17 protein-coding genes are annotated in these 21841 nt (G+C 30.5%); 10 read left to right on the top strand and 7 right to left on the bottom strand.

The window, feature by feature from the left end:
* Nucleotides 1-53: 53 nt before the first annotated feature.
* Entirely contained in the window at nucleotides 54-482 is a 429-nt protein-coding gene (locus tag LXD69_RS03995) for an OsmC family protein (RefSeq protein ID WP_246917727.1), read from the bottom strand.
* 662 nt (nucleotides 483-1144) lie between these two features.
* Between LXD69_RS03995 and LXD69_RS03990 the strand changes: the two genes are divergently transcribed.
* The 3 genes from LXD69_RS03990 to LXD69_RS03980 are packed head-to-tail and all read left to right on the top strand — an operon-like array spanning nucleotide 1145 to nucleotide 6075.
* Nucleotides 1145-2995 carry a type VI secretion system Vgr family protein gene (locus tag LXD69_RS03990; RefSeq protein ID WP_246917726.1) on the top strand — a complete coding sequence of 617 codons (1851 nt, stop codon included), beginning with the start codon at nucleotides 1145-1147 and terminating at the stop codon, nucleotides 2993-2995.
* Between the two features lies 1 nt (nucleotide 2996).
* Nucleotides 2997-4904 carry a phospholipase effector Tle1 domain-containing protein gene (locus tag LXD69_RS03985; protein ID WP_246917725.1) on the top strand — a complete coding sequence of 636 codons (1908 nt, stop codon included), beginning with the start codon at nucleotides 2997-2999 and terminating at the stop codon, nucleotides 4902-4904.
* Nucleotides 4891-6075 carry a DUF2931 family protein gene (locus LXD69_RS03980; protein WP_246917724.1) on the top strand — a complete coding sequence of 395 codons (1185 nt, stop codon included), beginning with the start codon at nucleotides 4891-4893 and terminating at the stop codon, nucleotides 6073-6075. Before LXD69_RS03985 ends, LXD69_RS03980 begins: the two co-directional genes overlap by 14 nt.
* Nucleotides 6076-6592: 517 nt before the next feature.
* Here the strand turns inward: LXD69_RS03980 and LXD69_RS03975 are convergent.
* From LXD69_RS03975 to LXD69_RS03955, 5 genes are all read right to left on the bottom strand, one after another.
* Nucleotides 6593-8491, bottom strand: coding sequence for an amidophosphoribosyltransferase (locus LXD69_RS03975; protein ID WP_246917723.1), 1899 nt, complete (start codon nucleotides 8489-8491; stop codon nucleotides 6593-6595).
* An 83-nt stretch (nucleotides 8492-8574) separates the two neighbouring features.
* Entirely contained in the window at nucleotides 8575-9501 is a 927-nt protein-coding gene (locus LXD69_RS03970; protein ID WP_246917722.1) for a PfkB family carbohydrate kinase, read from the bottom strand.
* 1278 nt (nucleotides 9502-10779) lie between these two features.
* Complete coding sequence (gene rsmI / locus LXD69_RS03965) at nucleotides 10780-11457, bottom strand: 16S rRNA (cytidine(1402)-2'-O)-methyltransferase (RefSeq protein WP_246917721.1); 678 nt, start codon at nucleotides 11455-11457, stop codon at nucleotides 10780-10782.
* Nucleotides 11458-11467: 10 nt separating this feature from the next.
* Nucleotides 11468-11827, bottom strand: coding sequence for a DoxX family protein (locus tag LXD69_RS03960; protein ID WP_045970881.1), 360 nt, complete (start codon nucleotides 11825-11827; stop codon nucleotides 11468-11470).
* 3 nt (nucleotides 11828-11830) lie between these two features.
* The gene (locus tag LXD69_RS03955) at nucleotides 11831-12637 is read right to left on the bottom strand and encodes a hypothetical protein (RefSeq protein ID WP_246917719.1); all 807 of its coding nucleotides are present in this window, start codon (nucleotides 12635-12637) and stop codon (nucleotides 11831-11833) included.
* 102 nt (nucleotides 12638-12739) lie between these two features.
* On the opposite strand from LXD69_RS03955, the gene LXD69_RS03950 reads away from it, so the two are divergent.
* From LXD69_RS03950 to LXD69_RS03935, 4 genes are all read left to right on the top strand, one after another.
* Entirely contained in the window at nucleotides 12740-13336 is a 597-nt protein-coding gene (locus LXD69_RS03950) for a thymidine kinase (protein WP_045970885.1), read from the top strand.
* Nucleotides 13337-15781 carry a bifunctional UDP-N-acetylmuramoyl-tripeptide:D-alanyl-D-alanine ligase/alanine racemase gene (locus tag LXD69_RS03945; protein WP_246917718.1) on the top strand — a complete coding sequence of 815 codons (2445 nt, stop codon included), beginning with the start codon at nucleotides 13337-13339 and terminating at the stop codon, nucleotides 15779-15781.
* A 57-nt stretch (nucleotides 15782-15838) separates the two neighbouring features.
* A complete protein-coding gene (gene mscL / locus LXD69_RS03940) occupies nucleotides 15839-16237 on the top strand; it encodes a large conductance mechanosensitive channel protein MscL (protein ID WP_045970889.1) in 399 nt (132 codons plus the stop codon).
* A gap of 155 nt (nucleotides 16238-16392) precedes the next feature.
* Nucleotides 16393-17382: an aspartate-semialdehyde dehydrogenase gene (locus LXD69_RS03935; RefSeq protein ID WP_246917717.1), complete on the top strand. Its 990-nt coding sequence runs from the start codon at nucleotides 16393-16395 to the stop codon at nucleotides 17380-17382.
* A 160-nt stretch (nucleotides 17383-17542) separates the two neighbouring features.
* On the opposite strand, the gene LXD69_RS03930 is transcribed toward LXD69_RS03935, so the two are convergent.
* Nucleotides 17543-18088 carry a hypothetical protein gene (locus LXD69_RS03930; protein ID WP_246917716.1) on the bottom strand — a complete coding sequence of 182 codons (546 nt, stop codon included), beginning with the start codon at nucleotides 18086-18088 and terminating at the stop codon, nucleotides 17543-17545.
* A 106-nt stretch (nucleotides 18089-18194) separates the two neighbouring features.
* Here LXD69_RS03930 and LXD69_RS03925 point away from each other — a divergent pair, with 106 nt between their 5' ends.
* The 3 genes from LXD69_RS03925 (at nucleotide 18195) to LXD69_RS03915 (ending at nucleotide 21777) form a co-directional block, all read left to right on the top strand.
* Entirely contained in the window at nucleotides 18195-18533 is a 339-nt protein-coding gene (locus LXD69_RS03925; protein WP_246917715.1) for a hypothetical protein, read from the top strand.
* Nucleotides 18534-18801: 268 nt separating this feature from the next.
* Nucleotides 18802-21180 (top strand): TonB-dependent receptor, encoded by a 2379-nt coding sequence (locus LXD69_RS03920; RefSeq protein WP_246917713.1) that lies wholly within the window; start codon nucleotides 18802-18804, stop codon nucleotides 21178-21180.
* Between the two features lie 21 nt (nucleotides 21181-21201).
* Complete coding sequence (locus LXD69_RS03915; protein WP_246917711.1) at nucleotides 21202-21777, top strand: type 1 periplasmic binding fold superfamily protein; 576 nt, start codon at nucleotides 21202-21204, stop codon at nucleotides 21775-21777.
* Nucleotides 21778-21841: the final 64 nt, after the last annotated feature.

Genomic DNA, 21841 nt, shown 5'->3' with positions numbered 1-21841 from the left:
GTTTATTACAAATAAATATGAATTGATGTAATAATAGCACTTTTTTTGAATTTTTATAAAGTGTTGTAATAATGAATTTTGGTTTCAACAGTGGTAAACTGACGAAACATTTCCATAACTCCGCAATATTTATCTACGGATAAATCTACTGCTCTCTTTAATTTGACTTCATTTAAATTATTCCCAAAGAAATGGTATTCTACGAATACTTTACTGTATGTTTTAGGATGTTCTTCTGTAAGATCTGCATTTGTTTCTATTTTGAAATGGTCTACCTTTAGTTTCATTTTTTCAATTAATGATGCAATATCTAGTCCTGAGCAACCTGCTAGAGCGGAAAGCATTAATGCTTTTGGTCTTAAGCCTTCTCCTTCTCCTCCATTTTCTTGACTAGCGTTAATTGTAATGGTTTCTCCACTTGGGTTAGTGGATTCAAATTGCATTTTTCCTTTCCAGGTTGTTATTACATTGTGTGTTGTCATATTTTGTTTTTTTTGAAAACAAAGTTACAGAAACTGGTCGTATAGGACTATTTTTTTCTGAATGTTTTGTGAGGAGAATGTCTATTGTAAGTTTAATTTTTTGTTGTCATTCACTTGTTTTTTACTAAAAACCGCAAAAGAAAATAAGCCATAGGGTACCACAACTACGACTTTGATAAGGGGTATATACGGGGTTGATAGGGAGTATATAGGGAGTATCACCGTCTTTGACTCGTCCTAAAATAACTATATAGATTATTAAATTAATCCTGCTTTAGCTATATAAATATAATTTTTAATCCTAAATTTACTATACAACTACTTTTTCATAGTTTTAACTAGCTAAAAAGAGATATTGAGTACATTTTTTTGCTTTGTAAAATGATAAACACCTTTAATACCATTAGTTTTGAAAGTATGCGATTATTAGGTGAATCGGGAAGATTTTTTATTGCTGTTAATAGAGGGATGTACAACTGTTAAAACGATTACAGTTTTTCTACACTTTTGGTTAAACATAAAAAATAATGGATTTAAGAGGATAAGCTTTTTTATTTTTGTTAATAGAACGCCCCAATTACTATTCTTCACTTTCAATCAGTCTGTTGGACTCTTTGATCCAGCTAAGTTTCTATACCAAATAGATCAAAACAAACAAAATCATGGCAATAAGTACACGAATAGTCATCCAAATAGGAGGAGAAACCCTTACGCGATTTTCAAAATTAGTTATTCATCAAAAAGTACATACGCATCATACTTTTTCTTTGTTGCAACCTTTACCCAAAGAGTTTGTAAGTCAGGCAATAGATAAATCACAGAGTTATATAGGTCAATCTATTAAGATAGAGATTCAGCCTACGAGTTTAAAAACGACTTCACCTTTAGTTTTTCATGGTATTATTACAGAATCTCAAATGATTCGTACCTCAGGAGCTTCTGGAGGTATTATAATAAATGGATATAGTCCTACCATTGTTATGGAAGGTACACCAAAAACACAATCTTTTTCAGATGAATCTTTATCAGATATCATCAAAAAAATAACGAGTAGTTATAGTCAAAAAGAACTCCAACCTACAGTTGACGTTAAGAATGATGCTTCGATGCCTTATACAGTTCAATATAGAGAGAGCGATTTTGGATTTGCCTGTAGATTAGCCCAAAAGAGAGGACAATGGTTCTATTATAATGGAGAAGAATTACTATTTGGTTCTCCAAAATCTAAGAATTTCACTTTAGAATATGGAAGATCATTGCATAGTTTTAATATAGAGATGCGTGCAAAGCCATTAGGATTAGAGTATTTAGGATACGATCCAAGTAATGCAGAAACCCAAAAAGCCAATACAACGGAAGTCAATTATCAACCTGAAGGCTATTCAAAAGTAATGTATGAGAGTTCAAAGAAATTGTTTCCAGAGAGTGCAACGATGCTTTATACTCATTCAATAGAAGAAGGAAGTGCTAGAACTCATTTGGTTGATCGAGTAACTACACAGTTACAATCTAGAGCTGCTGATTTAGTAACCGCAAAAGGCGATAGTGATGAAACAGGTTTACGAATAGGAGATGTTATTTCTATCCAAGAGCCTTCATTTTCTATGACTGGTAATTTAATAGATGGATTACAAGAGCAAAATTTCGGAAGTTATATTATAACAGATATTACCCATGTTTGTGAAGAATCAGGTACTTATCACAATAGTTTTCAAGCGGTTCCAGACAGCGTTTTGTCACCACCATATGGTAATGTTCACCATCATCCAACAGCCGATACACAACCCGCAGTAGTAACAGACAACAATGATCCATTAGGGTTAGGTCGTATTCAAGTTAGCTTTGCATGGCAAAAGGAACAAGGGACAACTACACCATGGGTTCGAATGATAAACCCACATGCAGGAGGCGGAAAAGGGATGTATTTCATACCGGAAATAGGAGAAGAGGTTTTAGTAGGATTTGAAGCAGGAAATGCAGAGAAGCCTTTTATACTAGGTGCGATGTATAATGGAAATGAATCGAGTAGTTATGCCACATCAGGGAATGATCAGAAAGTTATTCAAACACGAAGTGGGACTAAGATTATCATGAATGATGCAGAAGGAAGTGTTTTTGTAGAAGACCCAAGTGGTAATACATGGATGATGGATGGTAAAGGTAATATTAGTGTTAATGCTCCTAATAGAATTTCTTTTAATTGCTCCGATATGGATATTAATGTTTCTAATAATTTGTCAACAAATGTAGGTGTTAATAAAATAGAGAGTGTGGGTGTTGATGCTATTGAAAGTGTTGGAGGAATTAAAACTGAAATCGTAACTGGAAATAAAAATTCTACAGTTGTAGGTAATTTCATTGAAAGAGTTGAAGGTAATTTAGAATCACATACAGTACAAGATCTTGTTTTTAATGGTAATAAAGAAGTTATTATTTCTTCTGTTGGAAAATTAACAAAGCACTCACAAAAGCAAATTATTCATAATAGTTTAGAATCTAATTCATTATTTTAAAATGAAATATAGAGATATAAGAGGCAATTCACAGATTACATCTGATGGTAAAATTACTTTTTACTCAGATGGTAATATTGTTTCAAACGGCAAGAAAATTGCTCAAAAAGGAGATGAAAAAGGAATTCTAAGAGAAACTAGTCCCGAGAAATTAGAAATTGAAACAGTGGACGATGATTCTGTTATCATATATACAGGAATATTTTTTGATGGAACAGGAAATAACAAAGCTAATTCAGATTCTGTTTATTATACCAAATTGAAAAATGGTATGATAAAAGCCGAAGATATACTACAAGAATCTAAACAAACAGTAACAGTTCTTGAAAATGATTTACCTACAAAAAAAATAATAGACATTACAGATCGCGATAGCTACTGGAATCCCTACTCTAACGTTGCTAAATTGTTTCAACTGTATCAAGAAGAGAAAACTGTAAAAGAAGATAGTGTTCTTGGTAAATATTTTATTTTTAAACAATATATAGAAGGTATTGGGACAAAAGAAGGAGAACCAGACGATATTGCTGGTTCTGGTTTAGGTCGTGGATCATGGGGTATTTTAGCACGAGTGGAAGAAGGAATTGAAAAATTGGTAGAAGAACAAATAGTACCTAATATAGGAGGTAAAAAAGTAAAAAAAATTGTCTTTGATGTGTTTGGTTTTAGTCGTGGGGCTGCTGCTGCTCGCCATTTTTGTAATGAAGTAAAGCAGAAAGTTGAAACACGAGCGAAGAGAATTCCTGACCCTACTGGAGGTCGGGGAATTATTTTATCGCCTACTGAAAAAGAAGTTGTAGAACATGCGGGTGGCTATCTAGGTAAAATGTTAGCTAAAAAAGGAATTAAACCAACTGGTCAAACTTATACTATTGAAATTCGTTTTTTAGGAGTTTTTGATACAGTGGTTTCAGATATGGTAGTGAAAGACAATTTAGGTTATAAAGCCTCAATTGTTTTGGGAATAATTCCCGCTATTGTACAATTAAGTCTAGATAAAATAAAAACAAATATTTCAGGATTAGGAATTGGCTATGCTTTTCATATTGTTGCTAATGATGAGTGGAGAAAAAACTTTGCCTCTACACCCATGGAAGGAGGGTATACTTTTAAGCTTTTAGGAGCCCATTCAGACATAGGTGGTGGTTATGCGCAATTAGACAAAAACGAAACAGTAGTAGATTATTTTGATTTAGATGTAAATGATAAGACTACAATGGCAGAAAAAGAAAAAGTAAGGCAATTTTATATAAACAACTATTTTTGTACAGAAGAAGAAATACAATTTGTAAACACTTATGATCATTATGTTAAAACGATATATTTAGGTAAGCTATATGGTATATATCCTATATATGGTAAAAAAGAAGTAAGAACAGGCCCTGATTATTATCATGATAATAATGCTCCACAAGTATATGATCCTAGAGTAGGACCACTTATAATGGATAAAGAAGCAGACCATTTTGTAATTAAAGATACTCGTAAATTAAGCAATAAATATAGCTTAGTGCCTATGAACATGATGCTTGAAAAAGCTATTGAAAATAAAGTGCCTTTTTGTAAAGATGTAAGTGAAGCAAAATCAAAAGGATTGAAAGTTTCCGAACCTGAAGAATATGATTTTTCTTCTGAAAAGTTACTCAATGAGTATTTGGACATTATGAAAAAAGAAATTAAAGAACAAAGTGGTGGTACTTATATGTTACCAAGTGATATGTATATTGCTTTACGAAATAAATATGTACATTTATCTGCAAATTATGGAGGTTTAAAAAACGATTTTTTAGATATAAGAACAGGAGACCATCATATTTTAAGTAATGTTGGCTTTGTAAATCAACCCGTTCCTTATATTTTAGAAGGAGATACAATTACATACAAAAGAGAAATTTATGTCAACAAATAAACTACATTTTTTATTTTTCTTTATGGTTTTATTCATTTCCTGCCAACCCAAAGAAAAATTTGACTGGGAAATAGGGCTTTCTGCCCCTAAATATTATTCAAGCTCACCTAAGATTAGTTTTTCTTACCAAGGAAAAATAGTGCATAGCGCTTCATCAAATATAGGGATTCAACCTGGTTGGGGTCAAACAACTGGAGGTTATGCTAGTGGAAAAGATCTAGATGCAGTACCCGATGGTTTGCATGTAGAATGGCTTTGTGGAACAGACCGTTTTTATTATGAAGGTGATTTTGAATTGCCTCGTGACAAGATGATGGAATTATTTCAAAATCCTGTTACAGATGTTTACGGACAAACAAACCCTTACAGTTTAATCATTGTAGGAACAGCACCTGGAGGAAATGTAACCGTTTGGATGCGTGCTATACATGTATTAACAGAAATTGCAAGATTTAAGGCAACAAACAAAGGAATATGGAAAGAAAATGATGAAAAATTTAATAAATACTGGGGAAACGAAGAAGAAAATTATAAATATAGAAATAATGAACATAACATTTTTCATTACTTACACAGCATTCCATATAAAGTATGGGAAGAAGGAGAAAAAGAATATGACTATGATATAGGGTTTACTAGTGAGAATAACACTTCAAAAATGAATATTTTAACCTTTTACACTAAATCTGGTGAAGTTTTTCAACCCGATGCTTATTCTGAAGAACCTATTACAATAGATAAATCAAGTTGGGAAATATCTAATTTTATTCCTAATAATAATAGAATCAAAAAGAAACCTTTGCCTATTATGATGAAAGTGGAAATAAAGAATTTGCAAAATTCAAAAATATATCATTCTAGTTATGTTATTCTACCTACAAACTTTGAAAATTTATATACACAACCCTATATCGATTCTATTACTGGAAAAAAAGAAAATTTTAATAGAATTATAATTGCCATCAAATCAAATGAAGATTTAGGGTTTATAATGTTAGAAGGAAAGAATAAAAGAATAAAAATAATGGATTTTAAATGTTTTCTACCTAGAATGGATGGAACAACTTATGAAAGTGGTGGATATTCCCTCCCAAAAGGATTTGAATTTCCAAAATGGGAAGGGAGAGAAAAATTAATTACTCCAGATATTGAATTTTGGCAAGAACAATAAACGTGAAATATATGCCAACAAATAAACTGTATTTTAATTGCAGCTAACATTTTCGTATATTTATTATGAGCCTATATGGAAACATATTGAAATGTAACGTACAAGCACCGTTACCCGACCACCTTTGATATCCCATATAAGAGCCCTGTATTCAAAGCAAGAGGCTATTTCCTTAAAACTTTAAAATAAAAAAAGGTGAAAATATTTTCACCTTTTTGCCCCAAATTTACCATAAAACTTAACCTACTAATTTTCTGGTAGTGCTAAGATATAGCAACATATATTCTATACATAAAAAAATTGTTAAACAACTAAAAAAAACGTTTAAAGGTTCTTTGAATCTTTAAAAATACTTTTATAAAATAAAAAAGGTGAAATATTACTTTCACCCTTTTTGCCCCAAATCTACCATAAAACTTAACCTACTAATTTTCTGGTAGTACTAAAGTAGTATAGATTTGATATGCTAGCATAAAATATTTGTTGAATGGTTAAAAAAATCGTCAAAAAGAGGCTTCTAATACGCTCTAGCGTCTTTTCCTTCATAAAAATTCATAAATGCCTTATTTACAACTCTATTACCTCCATTTGTTGGGTAATCTCCTGTGAAATACCAATCTCCTAAATTCTTAGGACATGCCTTGTGTAGATTATCAACGGTTTGATAAATAATCTTTACTTCTGCATTTGTGTTTTCTGGAGTAAGCATTTCAGCAATCTTATCTGAAATTTCCTGATCCGTAAATGGAGCGTAAATTTCATTTACATAATTTATTACATCTGCATCTTTAAAATCTTCTTGTGCTTTCGATTTCTTATAAATATCATCAACAATATGATATAAATTGCGCTCTTTTAATAATTCTAATGCTGCTCTAAAAGCAACTAGTCCTTCTAGTTTTGCCATATCAATTCCGTAACAATCTGGGAAACGAATTTGAGGTGCTGAAGAGACTACTACTATTTTTTTAGGTTGCAGCCTATCCATCATTTTAATAATGCTCTGTTTTAGAGTAGTTCCTCTTACAATACTATCATCAATAATAACTAAATTATCTGTTGGTTTAACAACGCCATAAGTAACATCGTAAACATGAGCTACTAAATCATCTCGACTACTATCTTCCGTAATAAATGTTCTTAATTTCGCATCTTTAATTGCTACTTTTTCAGATCGTAATTTCACTGAAAGTATTTCCTGTAATTTTTCTTCGGATAATTTTTCTCTATTCTCTAATATCGTTTGTATCTTTCTTTGGTTTAAGAAATCATTTGCCGCTTCTACCATTCCGTAAAATGATGTTTCAGCAGTATTAGGAATAAATGAAAAAACGGTATTATCAGTATCGTTATCAATTGCTTTCAAAATGGAAGGAAAAACTAATTTTCCTAATTCTTTTCTTTCTCTATAAATTTCAGAATCGCTTCCTCTTGAAAAATAGATTCTTTCAAAAGAACACGCTTTCTTTTCTAAAGGTGTTCTGATTTCATTTATGGAAACTGATCCGTTTTTCTTAACAATAATTGCATTTCCAGGATTTAACTCTTTAACTTTTTCAAAAGAAACATTAAATACTGTTTGTATAACAGGTCTTTCTGAAGCAACAACTACAATTTCATCATCTTGATAATAAAAAGCTGGACGAATTCCGGCAGGGTCTCTCATTACAAAAGAATCACCATGTCCTAGCAAACCAGCCATTGCATATCCTCCATCCCAATTTCTAGAAGCTCGTTCTAAAATTCTAGGAATATTTAATCTTTCGGCAATTACAGGAGAAGCTTCCTGTTTTGTTAAACCTTCATTCTTACACTCTTGATATAAAGCTGTGACTTCATCATCTAAAAAGTGTCCTATTTTTTCCATTACAGTAACTGTATCTGCTAATTGTTTAGGATGTTGACCCAAATTAACTAAATCTTGAAATAATTCTTTAACATTTGTCATGTTAAAATTACCTGCAACAATAAGATTACGATGCATCCAATTATTTTGACGTAAAAAAGGATGAACACTTTCAATACTGTTTTTGCCAAATGTTCCATAACGAACATGTCCTAAAAATAATTCTCCTATATATGGAATGTTTTCTTTTTGTAATGATACGTTATTTTGATATTCAGGATTCTCATCAAGTTCATTGCTAATTCTTTCGTTTATCTGCGAAAAAATATCTTTAATAGGTTGTGAATCATTTGAACGAATTCTACTTATATACCTTTGTCCAGGATCAACATCTAACTTTATACTAGCTAAACCAGCCCCATCCTGACCTCTATTGTGTTGTTTTTCCATAAGAAGATACATCTTTTGCACTCCATAAAATGAAGATCCGTATTTCTCCTTATAATATTCCAAAGGTTTTAATAATCGTAAAAGGGCAATGCCACATTCATGTTTAATAGCGTCGCTCATAAAGTTGTTGTGTTGTGTGTTATTATATAGTTAAATCAATGAATTTTATATTAAAAATGCCTCGATTTTCGAGGCATAATTATTTAATCTAATTTTATTTCAAATTGTGTTAGCGCTTTAAATTGTTGCAAACGAGAAATAACTTCGTTTTTTTCTAGATTTTCCATTCTCTCTGTACCAAATTTCTCTACACAGAAAGAAGCCAAATTAGAGCCATAAATAACCCCGTTTTTCATATTGTCAAATGATATATTTTCACTTTGAGCGATATAACCTGCAAATCCTCCTGCAAATGTATCTCCAGCTCCTGTTGGATCAAACACTTCTTCTAGTGGTAAAGCAGGAGCAAAGAAAACTTCTTTTTTATGAAACAATAATGCTCCATGTTCTCCTTTTTTAATCACGACATATTTAGGTCCCATTGTGTGAATTTTTTCAGCAGCTTTTACCAATGAATACTCTCCTGATAATTGACGAGCTTCTTCGTCATTTATTGTGATAACATCAACACGTTCAATTACACTTCTTAATTCTGGTAAAGCACAATCCATCCAAAAATTCATTGTATCTAAAACAATTAGTTTAGGTTTTTCCGTCATTTGATCTAATACTCCTGCCTGAACTAATGGATGTAAATTTCCTAATAAAACCACATCAGAATTTTTATATTCTTGAGGTACTATAGGATTAAAATCTGCTAATACATTAAGTTCTGTAATCAATGTATCTCTTGAGTTTAAATCGTTGTGATATTTTCCACTCCAAAAGAAAGTTTTTCCTCCTTTTACAATTTCTATTCCTTCAATATTAATTCCTTTTTTTTCTAATAAATCTAGATATTCTTTTGGAAAATCATCTCCGACAACAGAAACAATCGCAGCATTAACATTAAAAAAAGAAGAAGACAAACCAATATAGGTTGCTGCTCCACCTAAAATTTTATCCGTTTTTCCAAAAGGTGTTTCAATAGCATCAAAGGCTACCGTACCTACTATTAGTAATTTATTCATTTATATCTTTTTTGAAATAAGATGCAAAGATAAAACTTTAGATTTAAAGATTAAAAGGTTTGACTATTTAAAAATAACATCGTTAGCAAATAGTAAATCATCCTAAAAACATTTGTTAAGTAAAATTTTATAAAAAAAATCTTTTTATAATGTAGTATAATAACTTGTTATTTGTTTGAAATTAAATTTTTTTTGTGATAAATAAGAAATGGCAAATTCTAATAATAATCAATATGATTTTGTTAGTTGTTCTGTTATCTTATAATCTGTATTCTTTTTTTAAATCAAACTCTATTTTTTATGTAGATGATGTTAAGTTATTTGATGGTTTTAAAATGACTCAAGAGATAGAATTAGCGGGAGAAAAGAGATTAATCAAAGAAAATACACTTTAGATAGCTTATGTTTAGAGGTTCAAAGAGAAGATATTAGTGAGCAACATAAAGAGTCTTTAATACAAAGTTTTATTTCGAAAAGAGAAGAGTTTTATCAGTTTAATAAGGTGTTTTGTATAAGAAAAGTCTAGTGAAATTTGGTTGAGAGTAAAGAATTATACTAAAGAATTTTTTAAAGAAAGCAATCCCAAACTTAATAATAGGCTCGAGTAATCAAGAATAGGCTCGAGTAATCAAGGAAATATTTTATTTGCAGATGGGTTTATATATTACTACGGAGTTCTTTATTGTTTTATAGAAGTAAACCCGTAGGTTTTAAAGATGATAATAAATGTTTGAATATTATCTACAACCATTTAAATTTGCCTGTTAAAATGGTTGTAAAGTGGAGTTGCTACTTTTACTCGGAGATAAATTTTAAGACTGTTTTAAAATAAATATCTTATAATTATGAAAAACGATTTTACAGTATTGAATTAAATTAGAAGCAGTAAAATTAAGTTACGAGTAAGAAAAGATTAAAGAATTAGTAAATAGACTAGGTGTTCAGGTAGAGCGTATTTATAAATGGAGCGCATCTTAAAAAATAATTACTAATCTAAGGAACCTTTGTAAAAGTTGATGCAAACTCTATCGAAGTAAAATAGTTATGAAAAGTGCTTAAAGAAAAAGTGAACTTGTAATAAAAAGTTTGATGAATTTTCTAAGACCTATGCTATATTTTTGATTTGATAAAATTATAATTCTATTTCTTTAGGTGTTCTATACTTCAAATAAGAGCGTAAGCGTTTTCTGTTGTGCCATAGTTCTATATATTTAACGACCTTTGAATGGACAAAAAAGTTAAGCCTCTTTTTTTAAATTTTGTAAAATGGTAATATAATTATTTCATGCTCTTTCCTGCAACACATATTACAATTTCTCCTTTTGCTGGTTTTGTTTCAAAATGTTGTAATACTTCTACTGCTGTTCCACGAACTGTTTCTTCGTGTAATTTTGAAATTTCTCGAGAAACAGAAACACGTCTGTCTTCTCCAAAATACTGAATGTATTCTGCTAGTGTTTTATTTAGTTTGTGAGGAGAAACGTAGAATATCATGGTTCTAGTTTCTTCAGCTAAGGCTAGAAAACGAGTTTGTCTTCCTTTTTTGTCGGGAAGAAATCCTTCAAAAACAAATTTATCATTTGGTAGCCCGCTGTTTACTAGAGCAGGAACAAAGGCTGTTGCTCCGGGTAAGCATTCTACTTCAACTCCATTTTCTACACAAGCTCGGGTTAATAGAAAGCCTGGGTCAGAAATGGCAGGTGTTCCAGCATCACTGATTAAAGCGATGGTTTCGCCTGCTTGCATTCTTTGGACTAAGTTTTCTACTGTTTTATGTTCGTTATGCATATGGTGACTATGCATTTGTGTGGTAATTTCGAAATGTTTTAATAATTTTCCACTATTTCGCGTGTCTTCTGCTAGGATTAAATCGACTTCATTGAGTGTTTTAATCGCTCTAAAAGTCATGTCGTCTAGATTACCTATAGGTGTAGGTACAAGGAATAATTTACCCATTTTCTTTTCTTTATTTTCTTGTTTTTTTATATAAAAAATAGGAAGTCAATAATAAAATCATTGCAATAAGTGCAGTTTTTTGCCCTCCATCTTTTATCATATAATGTGCAAAAAATGCTAAAATGATTTCAAAGAAGAAAGCAGCATAAGCCCATTCTTTTAATGTTTTATTAAAGTTTGTAAGTATTGTAATTACACCAATTATTTTTAAAATAGCTAGTGGGTATATTAGATATGTAGGGTAGCCTAAATTTACAAAAAAGCCATTTACCATTTCGTAATTACTAAGGTACATATTAGCAGAATATAGCATTAAAGCACAAAATAGTGCTGTAAAAATCCAATATGCTATTCTTAGATATTTATTCATTTTTTAGTTGAATTTTTTTTCTATTATTTCTAAAAAACGAGTTTCATATTCTTCTTTTCCATCCCAATTGTTGTAATCTGGTTTTATAAAATCATTTATGAATCCTTTTACTTCTTCAAAAGAATCAAATGTATTCAATTGTGAAAGAACACGATTAAGATCGTCTGGATTTCCGCCAAATAGTTTTTTTTCAAAGGCAATCCTGTCGTTTAATCCAATATTGATTCCTCTTGTAAGTCGATCATTTAGAGACATAGTTTTAGGCTCTTCATTTACAACGTTAGAAGTTTTTTCTTTTTCTATGATTTTTGTTTCTTCTTGAACAGGTTCTGCAACTGTTTCTACTGCTTTTTCAAAAGTTAAATCGGCTATTTTTTCAACTTCTTTTGGAACTTCTTCTACTTTTACAAAGTCGACTTCTTTGTAATCTTCTATAAGAACACCATCAAATAATGCTGGCTGAGCGGTTCCATTATTTTCTTCTTTTTTCTCTTCAGAAGGTTTAGGTTCTTCAAATTGTTTTTCTGTCGTATTGTTTTCTGTTTCTTGAACAGGTATAATGTCGTTTTCTGCTTTTGTGTGAGCTTCTATATTGTTAGAAACAATAGGGTTTTCTAATTTTGTTTCAAGTTCTTCTTGTGAAATTTCATTTTTTAGAGTTTCAAAATTATCTTCATAAAAAGAGAGAACAGTTAACATTTCGTATATCTTCTTGGCTTCTAACTGTAATTGTTTGGTTTCAGAACGATTTTTTAGTTTTAAAACGCGATGTGCTATGCTGATTAATTCGGCTTCTAATTTTTTCTTCATAACTTTATAGAATAGAAATTGAATATATGGTTGGTTTTTTAATAAATTTGTTCTGTTTACAAAAGTAACAGAAAATAATATTAATCGACCGAAAGATACAAAATGTTTCTAGAAAATACCGTAAATCAATCTGAACAATTTGGCTGGATAGAAGTTATCTGTGGGTCTATGTTTTCAGGAAAAACTGAAGAATTAATTCGACGTTTAAAAAGAGCGCAATTTGCCAAACAGAAAGTAGAAATATTTAAACCAGCCGTAGATACTCGCTATCATGACGAATTGGTTGTGTCTCATGATGCAAATGAAATACGATCTACACCGGTTCCTGTTGCAGGGAATATTCGTATTTTAGCACAAGGTTGTGATGTTATAGGTATTGATGAAGCACAATTTTTTGATGATGAGATTGTCTCAGTTTGTAATGATTTGGCAAATAGTGGTATACGAGTAATTGTAGCTGGGTTAGATATGGATTTTAAAGGGAATCCTTTTGGACCAATGCCTAATTTAATGGCAACTGCAGAATATGTAACTAAAGTTCATGCTGTTTGTACTAGAACAGGGAACTTGGCTAATTATAGTTTTAGAAAATCACAAGATAGTAAATTGGTTTTGTTAGGTGAAACGGAAGAGTATGAACCTTTGAGTCGTGCGGCTTTCTTTAAAGCAATGAAAGAAAATAAAGAAGGGAAATTATAAATGACTTTTTCTATTTTAAGTATAATTACCGAAATTACAGCACAAATTAGTGGTGATTTTGAAGACTTTATCATTGAGAATATTTCAATTGATAGTAGATCTATGCAAAATAATTCTGGGACATTGTTTTTTGCTTTGAAAGGTCAAAACCATGATGCTCACGCTTATATTGGGGAACTTATAGAAAGTGGTGTTAGGTGCTTTGTTGTAGATCATATTCCTAATGATGTTAAAGATAAAGCTCTTTTTTTAATTGTTTCTGATACAACATTAGCACTACAACAAACAGCAAAATATTATAGAAAGTTGTTTCATTTTCCTGTGATAGGTATTACAGGAAGTAATGGGAAAACAATAGTGAAGGAATGGTTGAATTTTTTATTAAGTTCACATTATTCAATAGTAAGGAGTCCGAAAAGTTATAATTCACAAGTAGGTGTTCCATTATCTATTTTTGGAGCTAATGAAAATCATAATTTGGGAATTTTTGAAGCAGGAATTTCTCAAAAAGGAGAAATGGAAAAATTAGCAGCAATTATTCAGCCCAATATAGGCGTTTTTACTCATATTGGAACGGCTCATGATGATGGCTTTGAGAATCAATCTGAAAAAATAGCTGAAAAAGTAAGGCTTTTTAAAAATTGTGAAGTTGTTGTACTTCAAAAAAATGAAGAAGTTGAAAAACACATTGTTAATGCTGTTTTTACTTGGAGTTTTATTGATAATGAAGCGACTGTGTATGCTGAAAAAATTGCAGAAAAGGATGATGGTGTAACGAAGTTGAATGTTTTTTATAACGGTAATTCTTTTTGTGTTACAATTCCATTTGAAGATGCTGTTTCTTTGTCAAATGCAATGCATTGTATTTCTGTTTTGTTATATTTAAATGTTGATGTTCAAACTATTATTAACAGTGTTCAGAATCTATATCCTGTTGAGATTAGATTACAGGCTAAAAAAGGAATAAATAATTGTGTTTTGATTGATGATTCTTATTCTTCTGATTATCAGTCTTTGAAAATGGCATTGGATTTTTTAGAACAGCAAAAGCAATATCAGAAAAAAACAATCATTCTCTCAGATATTTTTCAAGGAGGTTTGCCAATTGAACAGTTGTATAAGAAAGTAGCATTAGCTATTCAAAACAATAAAATTGATAGGGTTATTGTTATTGGAGAGACTATTTCTAAATATTTAAAAGAATTACCAAATGTGATTTCTTTTCATTCAACAGCTAAATTCTTAAAGCAATTTAATACGGAATCATTTCAGAATGAAACAATATTAATTAAAGGTGCACGTAGTTTTAACTTCGATGAAATTGTTGTTTTGTTAGAAGAAAAAAATCATGAAACAGTACTTGAAATAAATCTTGATGCAATAGTTCACAATCTTAATTTTTATAAATCGAAGGTGAAGTCAACAACTAAAATAATGGTTATGGTTAAGGCCTTTGGTTATGGCAATGGAGGTTTTGAAATAGCAAAGCTTTTAGAACATAATAAAGTAGATTATTTAGGAGTTGCTTTTGCAGATGAAGGAATTGAACTTAGGAAAGCAGGAATAAAATTGCCTATTATGGTTTTAAATCCTGAAAATAGTAGTTTTAATGCTATGATTGCTTATGATTTAGAACCAGAGATATATTCAATTACAGGATTGAAAGCTTTTTTAAAATTAGTGAAAGAGAAAAATATTGCGTCTTATCCTATACATATTAAGTTGGATACAGGAATGCATAGACTTGGTTTTGAAGAAGCTCAATTACCAGAATTAATTTCTCTTTTAAAAAATAATAATTTTGTTCAAATTAAAAGTGTTTTTTCTCACTTAGCGGCTTCAGATGATACTTCGTTTGATGACTTTACAAAGCTACAATTTAGTCGTTTTACTGATTATTCTAATGAAGTTATTAATGCATTAGAAATAAAACCTATTCGACATATATTGAATACTTCAGGGATTTTTAATTATAGTAATATGCAGTTAGAAATGGTTCGTTTGGGAATTGGGTTATATGGAGTTGGAAATTCTCAAATTGAAAATAGTAATCTTCAAAATGTGAGTACGCTGAAGAGTGTTATTTCTCAAATCAGGATAATTAAAGAAGGAGAAAGTATTGGTTATAGCAGGAAATATAGAGTGGATCAAGAAATACGTGTGGCTACAATTCCAATAGGTTATGCTGATGGAATTAGAAGAGCTTGGGGAAATGAGAAAGGATACGTTTTGATAAAAAATCAAAAAGCTACTATTTTAGGTAATATTTGCATGGATATGATGATGGTTGATGTAACAAATATAGATTGTAAACCGAGTGATGAAGTAATTGTTTTTGGAGATTATCTTAAAGTGACTGAGATTGCAAAGGCAATAGAAACAATTGCTTATGAAGTTTTAACAGGAATTTCAAAACGGGTAAAAAGAGTCTATTATAAAAATTAAATGAAATGTTAAAAAATTATTATCTTCGTGATAATTAATCCAAAAAATTTTTTAGGTATGTTAAAAGAATTTAAAGATTTTGCAATGAAAGGAAACCTAGTTGATATAGCTGTAGGTTTCGTTATGGGTGCTGCTTTTAATAAAGTAGTTTCTTCTTTTACAGGAGGAATTGTCTCTCCGTTAATTGGTTTGATTTTTAAATCAGATTTTAAAGAAATGAAGTTTGTTATTCATGAAGGTGTTGCAAATGCAGAAGGTGTTTTAGAAGGAGAAGTTGCTGTTTTATGGGGGGAGTTTCTAACAAATGTAATTGATTTCGTTATTGTTGCTTTTGTGATGTTTATGATTGTTAAAGGAGTGAATGCAATGAAGAAGAAAGAAGAAGCGGCTCCAGCTCCAGCAGGTCCAACTCAAGAAGAATTGTTGGCAGAAATTAGAGATTTATTAAAAAAATAGATTACCGCTACATTATATATTCTAACTAAACCCCGATATTTTCGGGGTTCTTTTTTATAAAATAGTTTGTTTTGTTTAAATTTTGTGAAATTTGTAATTTCAAGGATAGAACAAAAGAATATTATATACTTTTGTAATATTAAATTTTTAAAAAAATGAGAGTTGCCGTAGTAGGTGCTACCGGAATGGTAGGCGAAATAATGCTTAAAGTATTAAAAGAAAGAGGTTTTCCAGTAACTGAATTAATTCTTGTTGCCTCAGAAAAATCTGTTGGTAAAGAAGTGGAATGGAATGGGAAAACTTATAAAGTAGTTGGATTGCAAACAGCTGTGGATATGAAACCAGAGATTGCTCTATTTTCTGCAGGCGGAGAAACTTCTTTGATTTGGGCTCCAAAGTTTGCCGAAGCAGGGACAACTGTTATAGATAATTCTTCAGCGTGGAGAATGGATGCTACAAAAAAATTAGTGGTTCCTGAAATAAATGCAAGTTCTTTGACAAAAGAGGATAAAATTATTGCAAATCCAAATTGTTCAACAATTCAAATGGTAATGGCTTTAGCTCCATTACATTTAAAATATAAAATTAAACGTGTTGTGGTGTCTACTTATCAGTCAATTACAGGAACTGGTGTTAAAGCAGTACAACAGTTAGAAAATGAGTATTCTGATGTTAAGGGTGAAATGGCTTATAAATATCAGATTCATAGAAATGCAATTCCTCAATGTGATGTTTTTGAAGAAAACGGTTATACAAAAGAGGAAATGAAACTAGTGCGTGAAACTCAAAAGATTCTTAATGATAGAACTATTGCTGTAACAGCTACTGCTATTAGAATTCCTGTTGTTGGTGGTCATAGTGAAGCAGTTAATGTTCAATTTGAAAATGATTTTGATGTTGCTGAAGTTCGTCAGATTTTGCATGCTACTTCAGGGGTAACAGTTCAAGACAATACGGATACGTTTACTTTTCCAATGCCTTTGTATGCAGAAGGGAAAGATGATGTTTTTGTGGGAAGAATTCGTAGAGATGAAAGCCAGCCAAATACTGTAAATATGTGGATTGTTGCTGATAATTTAAGAAAAGGCGCAGCTACAAATACTATTCAAATTGCAGAATATTTAGTAGCAAATAGTTTGGTGTAATTTAAAACTTGTATAAAAAGAGGCTTTGTTTAAAAAAACAAAGCCTCTTTTTATTAATGTCTATTGAAGTTTTAATCATATTCTTGAAAAACTAGTTTAAAAGAACCAGATGTTAGGTTAATTATAATTGAGGGGTCACTATCTTTGTATAATTTACAAGCTACAGTTCCAGAACAGTTTGTGTTTGTAATCCTGTAAGGCTATTTGTTCCTGCAACGGTTGAAGTATAATTAATAGTACTTCCAGTTTGGCTTCCGCTTAAGGTAGAGTATGAGTCACCATTGTTGTCTGTGTAAGTAACACTAACACCTTTTGTCCAGTTAAAGTCTTGGTCTGATGTAATGAAGTTAGTTGGTTTGTTACTAAAAATAGTGTTAAAACTGGTTGTTTCTGTGCTTTCATCTGTTGATTGATACATATGATGTAATGTAATGTCTAATGAAGGGTAATTGTTAAGACTTAAAGGTTCCATACTTGAACTATAATAAAATGACTTGTTTGAGCCATTACCACTGTATCCAACAATAGGTTGATTGAAATGTGATGGTGAATTGCTGTTGTCTTGGATGTAGTTTACACTTAGATTAGTAAGATTAGCCTTAAAAAATGCAACAGTATTTGAACTGTTGTCTGGAGTGTCATTTGAATCGTCACTGCTACAAGAGAAGAAAAGTAAGCCTAATACTAGGAAAGATAATTTTTTCATAATAATTTTTGTGTTTATTGTTGTATGACAAAAATATCTCATTTTTATTTCATAAAAAATTTTTATAAAACAAACTCTTCAATAAAACTTAGTATCTTTGTCGTTAATGAAGAAAAAAATAGTAATAGTGAACTTTATATTGATGCTGTCAGTTTTATTTGCTGTTAGTTATCAGTCACTACATACTTTTTCTCATCATAGTCATAAAGAAATAAAATCGATTTCTTCTAAAGAATCGAAAACAGTATTTACTAAAATTATTTCAGATAAAGAAAGTTGTCCTGTTTGTGACTTTAAGTTTGCAAGTTTTCTTTCTCCTGAAATTTTTACGTACTCGTTATTTCCTCCTGTTTTAGAAATTCCTTACCTATATAGTAATAATAACATTATTACTATACTTAATAGAAATTCATTCTATTTAAGAGGCCCTCCTACATTGATTTAATATATTTAAGAACCTATTAACCAATATTTTGATGATATGCTAATGATGATTTGAGCAAAAATGCTTGTTTTTATCATGGTATGTTTTTAAATCTGTTTTGTTTGTCTTTAATGTATTTTAAAAACAACATTTAAATGGTTATAGTTATTAAGTTGTTATAATAGCAATTTATAAAAAGGTAGTCATTAAAAAAGATTTTACCTTAAAATGTGTTCTTAATAGTATTGTTAAAAATAATACGTTGTGTTTATATTTTTAAACTAAGAAAATGCGATTCAATTATATCTTGTTTTTCTTATTTGTAAGTTGTTTGAGTTTTTCTCAACTGACTGTCAGTGGAGTTATTACTGATGAGAATGGCTTACCCTTAAGAGATGTCCATATTCATATTGCCAATAAAACAAGTTCAACATCTGTTGATGGGGCTTATGTTTTAAAAGATGTTCCAGAAGGAAATCAAAAAATGTATATTTCATACATAGGTTATAAGCCTATTGATGAAATGATAAATCTTACAATAGATTTGACTATTAATCGTCAATTGTTTCCTGATGTTGTTAAACTTGATGCTGTTGCTGTTCAACAAAGTAAAAATACTAAGAGTGAAAGTAGTAATGAGCAAGTTATAAAAGGAGAAATTATTGAAAAATACAGTAGTCAAACATTGGGTGATGCATTAAAAGAGATTTCTGGAGTTTCTATTTTGAAAACAGGGAGTACAATTGTAAAACCTGTTATTAATGGATTACATAGTACTAGAGTGCCAATTATTAATGATAATGTCCGTTTGGAAGATCAGCAGTGGGGAACAGAACATGCTCCAAATTTTAATATAAATTCCGCAGGTAAAATTACAGTTATTAAAGGTGCTTCTGCTTTGCAATATGGAGGAGATGCTATTGGAGGAGTTGTTATTGTTGAACCTCAAATAATTCGAAAAGATACTTTGGTGGGAAAAACAATTTTAGATGTAGCATCTAATGGAAGAGGAGGAAGTATAAGTTCAAGTATTCAAAAGGGTAATGTGTATGGATGGAGTTGGAATGCCTTAGGTACTTTTAAGTATTTAGGAGATAGAGAAACGCCAAATTATATTCTTTCAAATTCAGGTAATAGAGAGCAAAATTTTTCAGGAAGTATTCGGTATGCTAAAGAAAAATATAATTTCAATGTTATGTATAGTTTTTACAATGCACAAATTGGAATTATAAAGGCATCTCATATTGGTAATGTAAATGATTTATACAATTCAATTACGAATAAGATTCCTAGTGTAAAAGGTGATTTTACTTATGATTTGGATGCTCCAAGACAAGAAGTACAACATCATTTAGTTAAGTTAAATTATCAACAATGGATAAATGATGCTAGTTCTTTAGATTTTCAATATGCTTTTCAGTTTAATAATAGATTAGAATTTGATGTGAGAAGAGGTAGTGCTAATAATAAAGCGGCTTTAGACTTACAGTTAGCAACTCATACTTTTCTAATTGATTATAAAACATCTTTTGAAGATTGGAAATTGAAAACCGGAGTTAATTTTGGGTATCAAAATAATTTTGCAAATCCAAATACAGGAATTCGTCCACTTATTCCAAGTTATGAAAAGTTAGATTTTGGATATTATGGAATTGCTAGTTATTCGATTAATAATTCTCTTGTTTTAGAATCAGGTTTACGCTATGATTTTACTACTATTGAGGCAACTAAATATTATTTAAAATCTAGATGGGAAGAACGTGGGTATAATGCTATGTTTTCAAATTTTATTGTTGGTGAGGAAGGAAATCAATGGTTGACTAAGCCACAATTTAATTATCATAATTTGACAGGTAATATAGGATTAAGAAAACAATTTCATCATAATATTGAGTGGTTAGTTAATTTGAGTTTAGCGTCTAGAAATCCAAATCCTTCAGAGTTGTTTAGTGATGGATTGCATCATTCTACTGGTCAAATTGAACTAGGAGATTTACGTTTAAAGAGAGAACAATCCTTTAAAGTGAATACAACTTTAAAGAAAAATTGGAAATCATTTGCTTTTCAGGTTAATCCATTTGTAAATCATATTTCAAATTTTATGTATTTGCGACCTATAGGATTTGAAACGACAATTAGAGGTGCTTTTCCTGTTTGGGAATTTGAGCAATCTGATGCTTTGCTAGTAGGGATTGATTTTAATTCAGATTGGAAAATTTCTGAGCACTTTTCTCATGAAGCTAGTTTTGCTTATGTAAGTGGAAGAAATTTATCGGATAAAGAAGATTTAATCGATATGCCTCCTTTTTCATTAAATAATAAAATTCAATATAGAAAAGAAGATTGGCATAACTGGATTATGGAGTTAAAAAGCGAATTGGTTTTTCGTCAGGCTCAATATCCAAATAATAATTTTAATACTAATATTATTGTTGATGATGCGCTAACTCCTGTTTTAGTAGATATAAGTTCTCCTCCAAAAGGGTATCATTTATTGCATTTTTCTAATGGAATGACTTTTAAAATTAGTAAAAAAAATAGTTTAACAACTACATTTTCTGTTCAAAATATATTAAACACAACATATAGAGATTATCTAAATAGGCAACGTTTTTTTGTTGACGAGTTAGGTAGGAATTTTCAATTTCAAATTAAATTAAATTTTTAAAAAACATTAAAGAATCAAATTATGAAAAATAATTTAAAATTTTCAGCACTTTTTATTTCATCATTTTTATTTCTAACATCGTGTTCAAATGATGATTCTCCTGCGCCTGTAAATGAAGAAGAAGTTATAACTACTGTTCAAATAACTTTATTAAGTAGTAACTCGTCAAGTATTGTTATGAAATCAACCGATTTAGACGGAGATGGTCCAAATCCTCCAGAATATATTTTAACGGGAGGGAATTTAGTTGCAGGTGAAAGTTATACTGGAAGTGTTGAGTTTTTAAACGAATTAGAGAATCCAATAGGAAATATAACAGAAGAGGTAGAAGCAGAAGGACAAGATCATCAGGTTTTTTATCAATTACCTGCAAGTATTGGGAATATAACGTATGATGCATTAAATGTTGATGCAAATGGAAAACCAATAGGTCTTGAGTTTAGTCTTGTTGCAGGAACATCTGGTTCAACTGGAAATCTAACAGTGACTTTAAGACATCTGCCAAATAAGTCAGCAAATGGAGTTTCAAATGGAGATATAACAAATGCAGGTGGCTCTACTGATGCTGAAGTGAGTTTTCCGGTCGTGGTAGATTAAGTTTTAGAACACCCTTTTTAAACCTCTGAATTTTCAGAGGTTTTTTTTAACATAACTTAACATT

Source organism: Flavobacterium sediminilitoris, from assembly GCF_023008245.1.
In the GTDB taxonomy this organism is placed as follows: Bacteria; Bacteroidota; Bacteroidia; order Flavobacteriales; family Flavobacteriaceae; genus Flavobacterium; species Flavobacterium sediminilitoris.
This window is presented reverse-complemented; position numbering and strand designations above follow the sequence as displayed.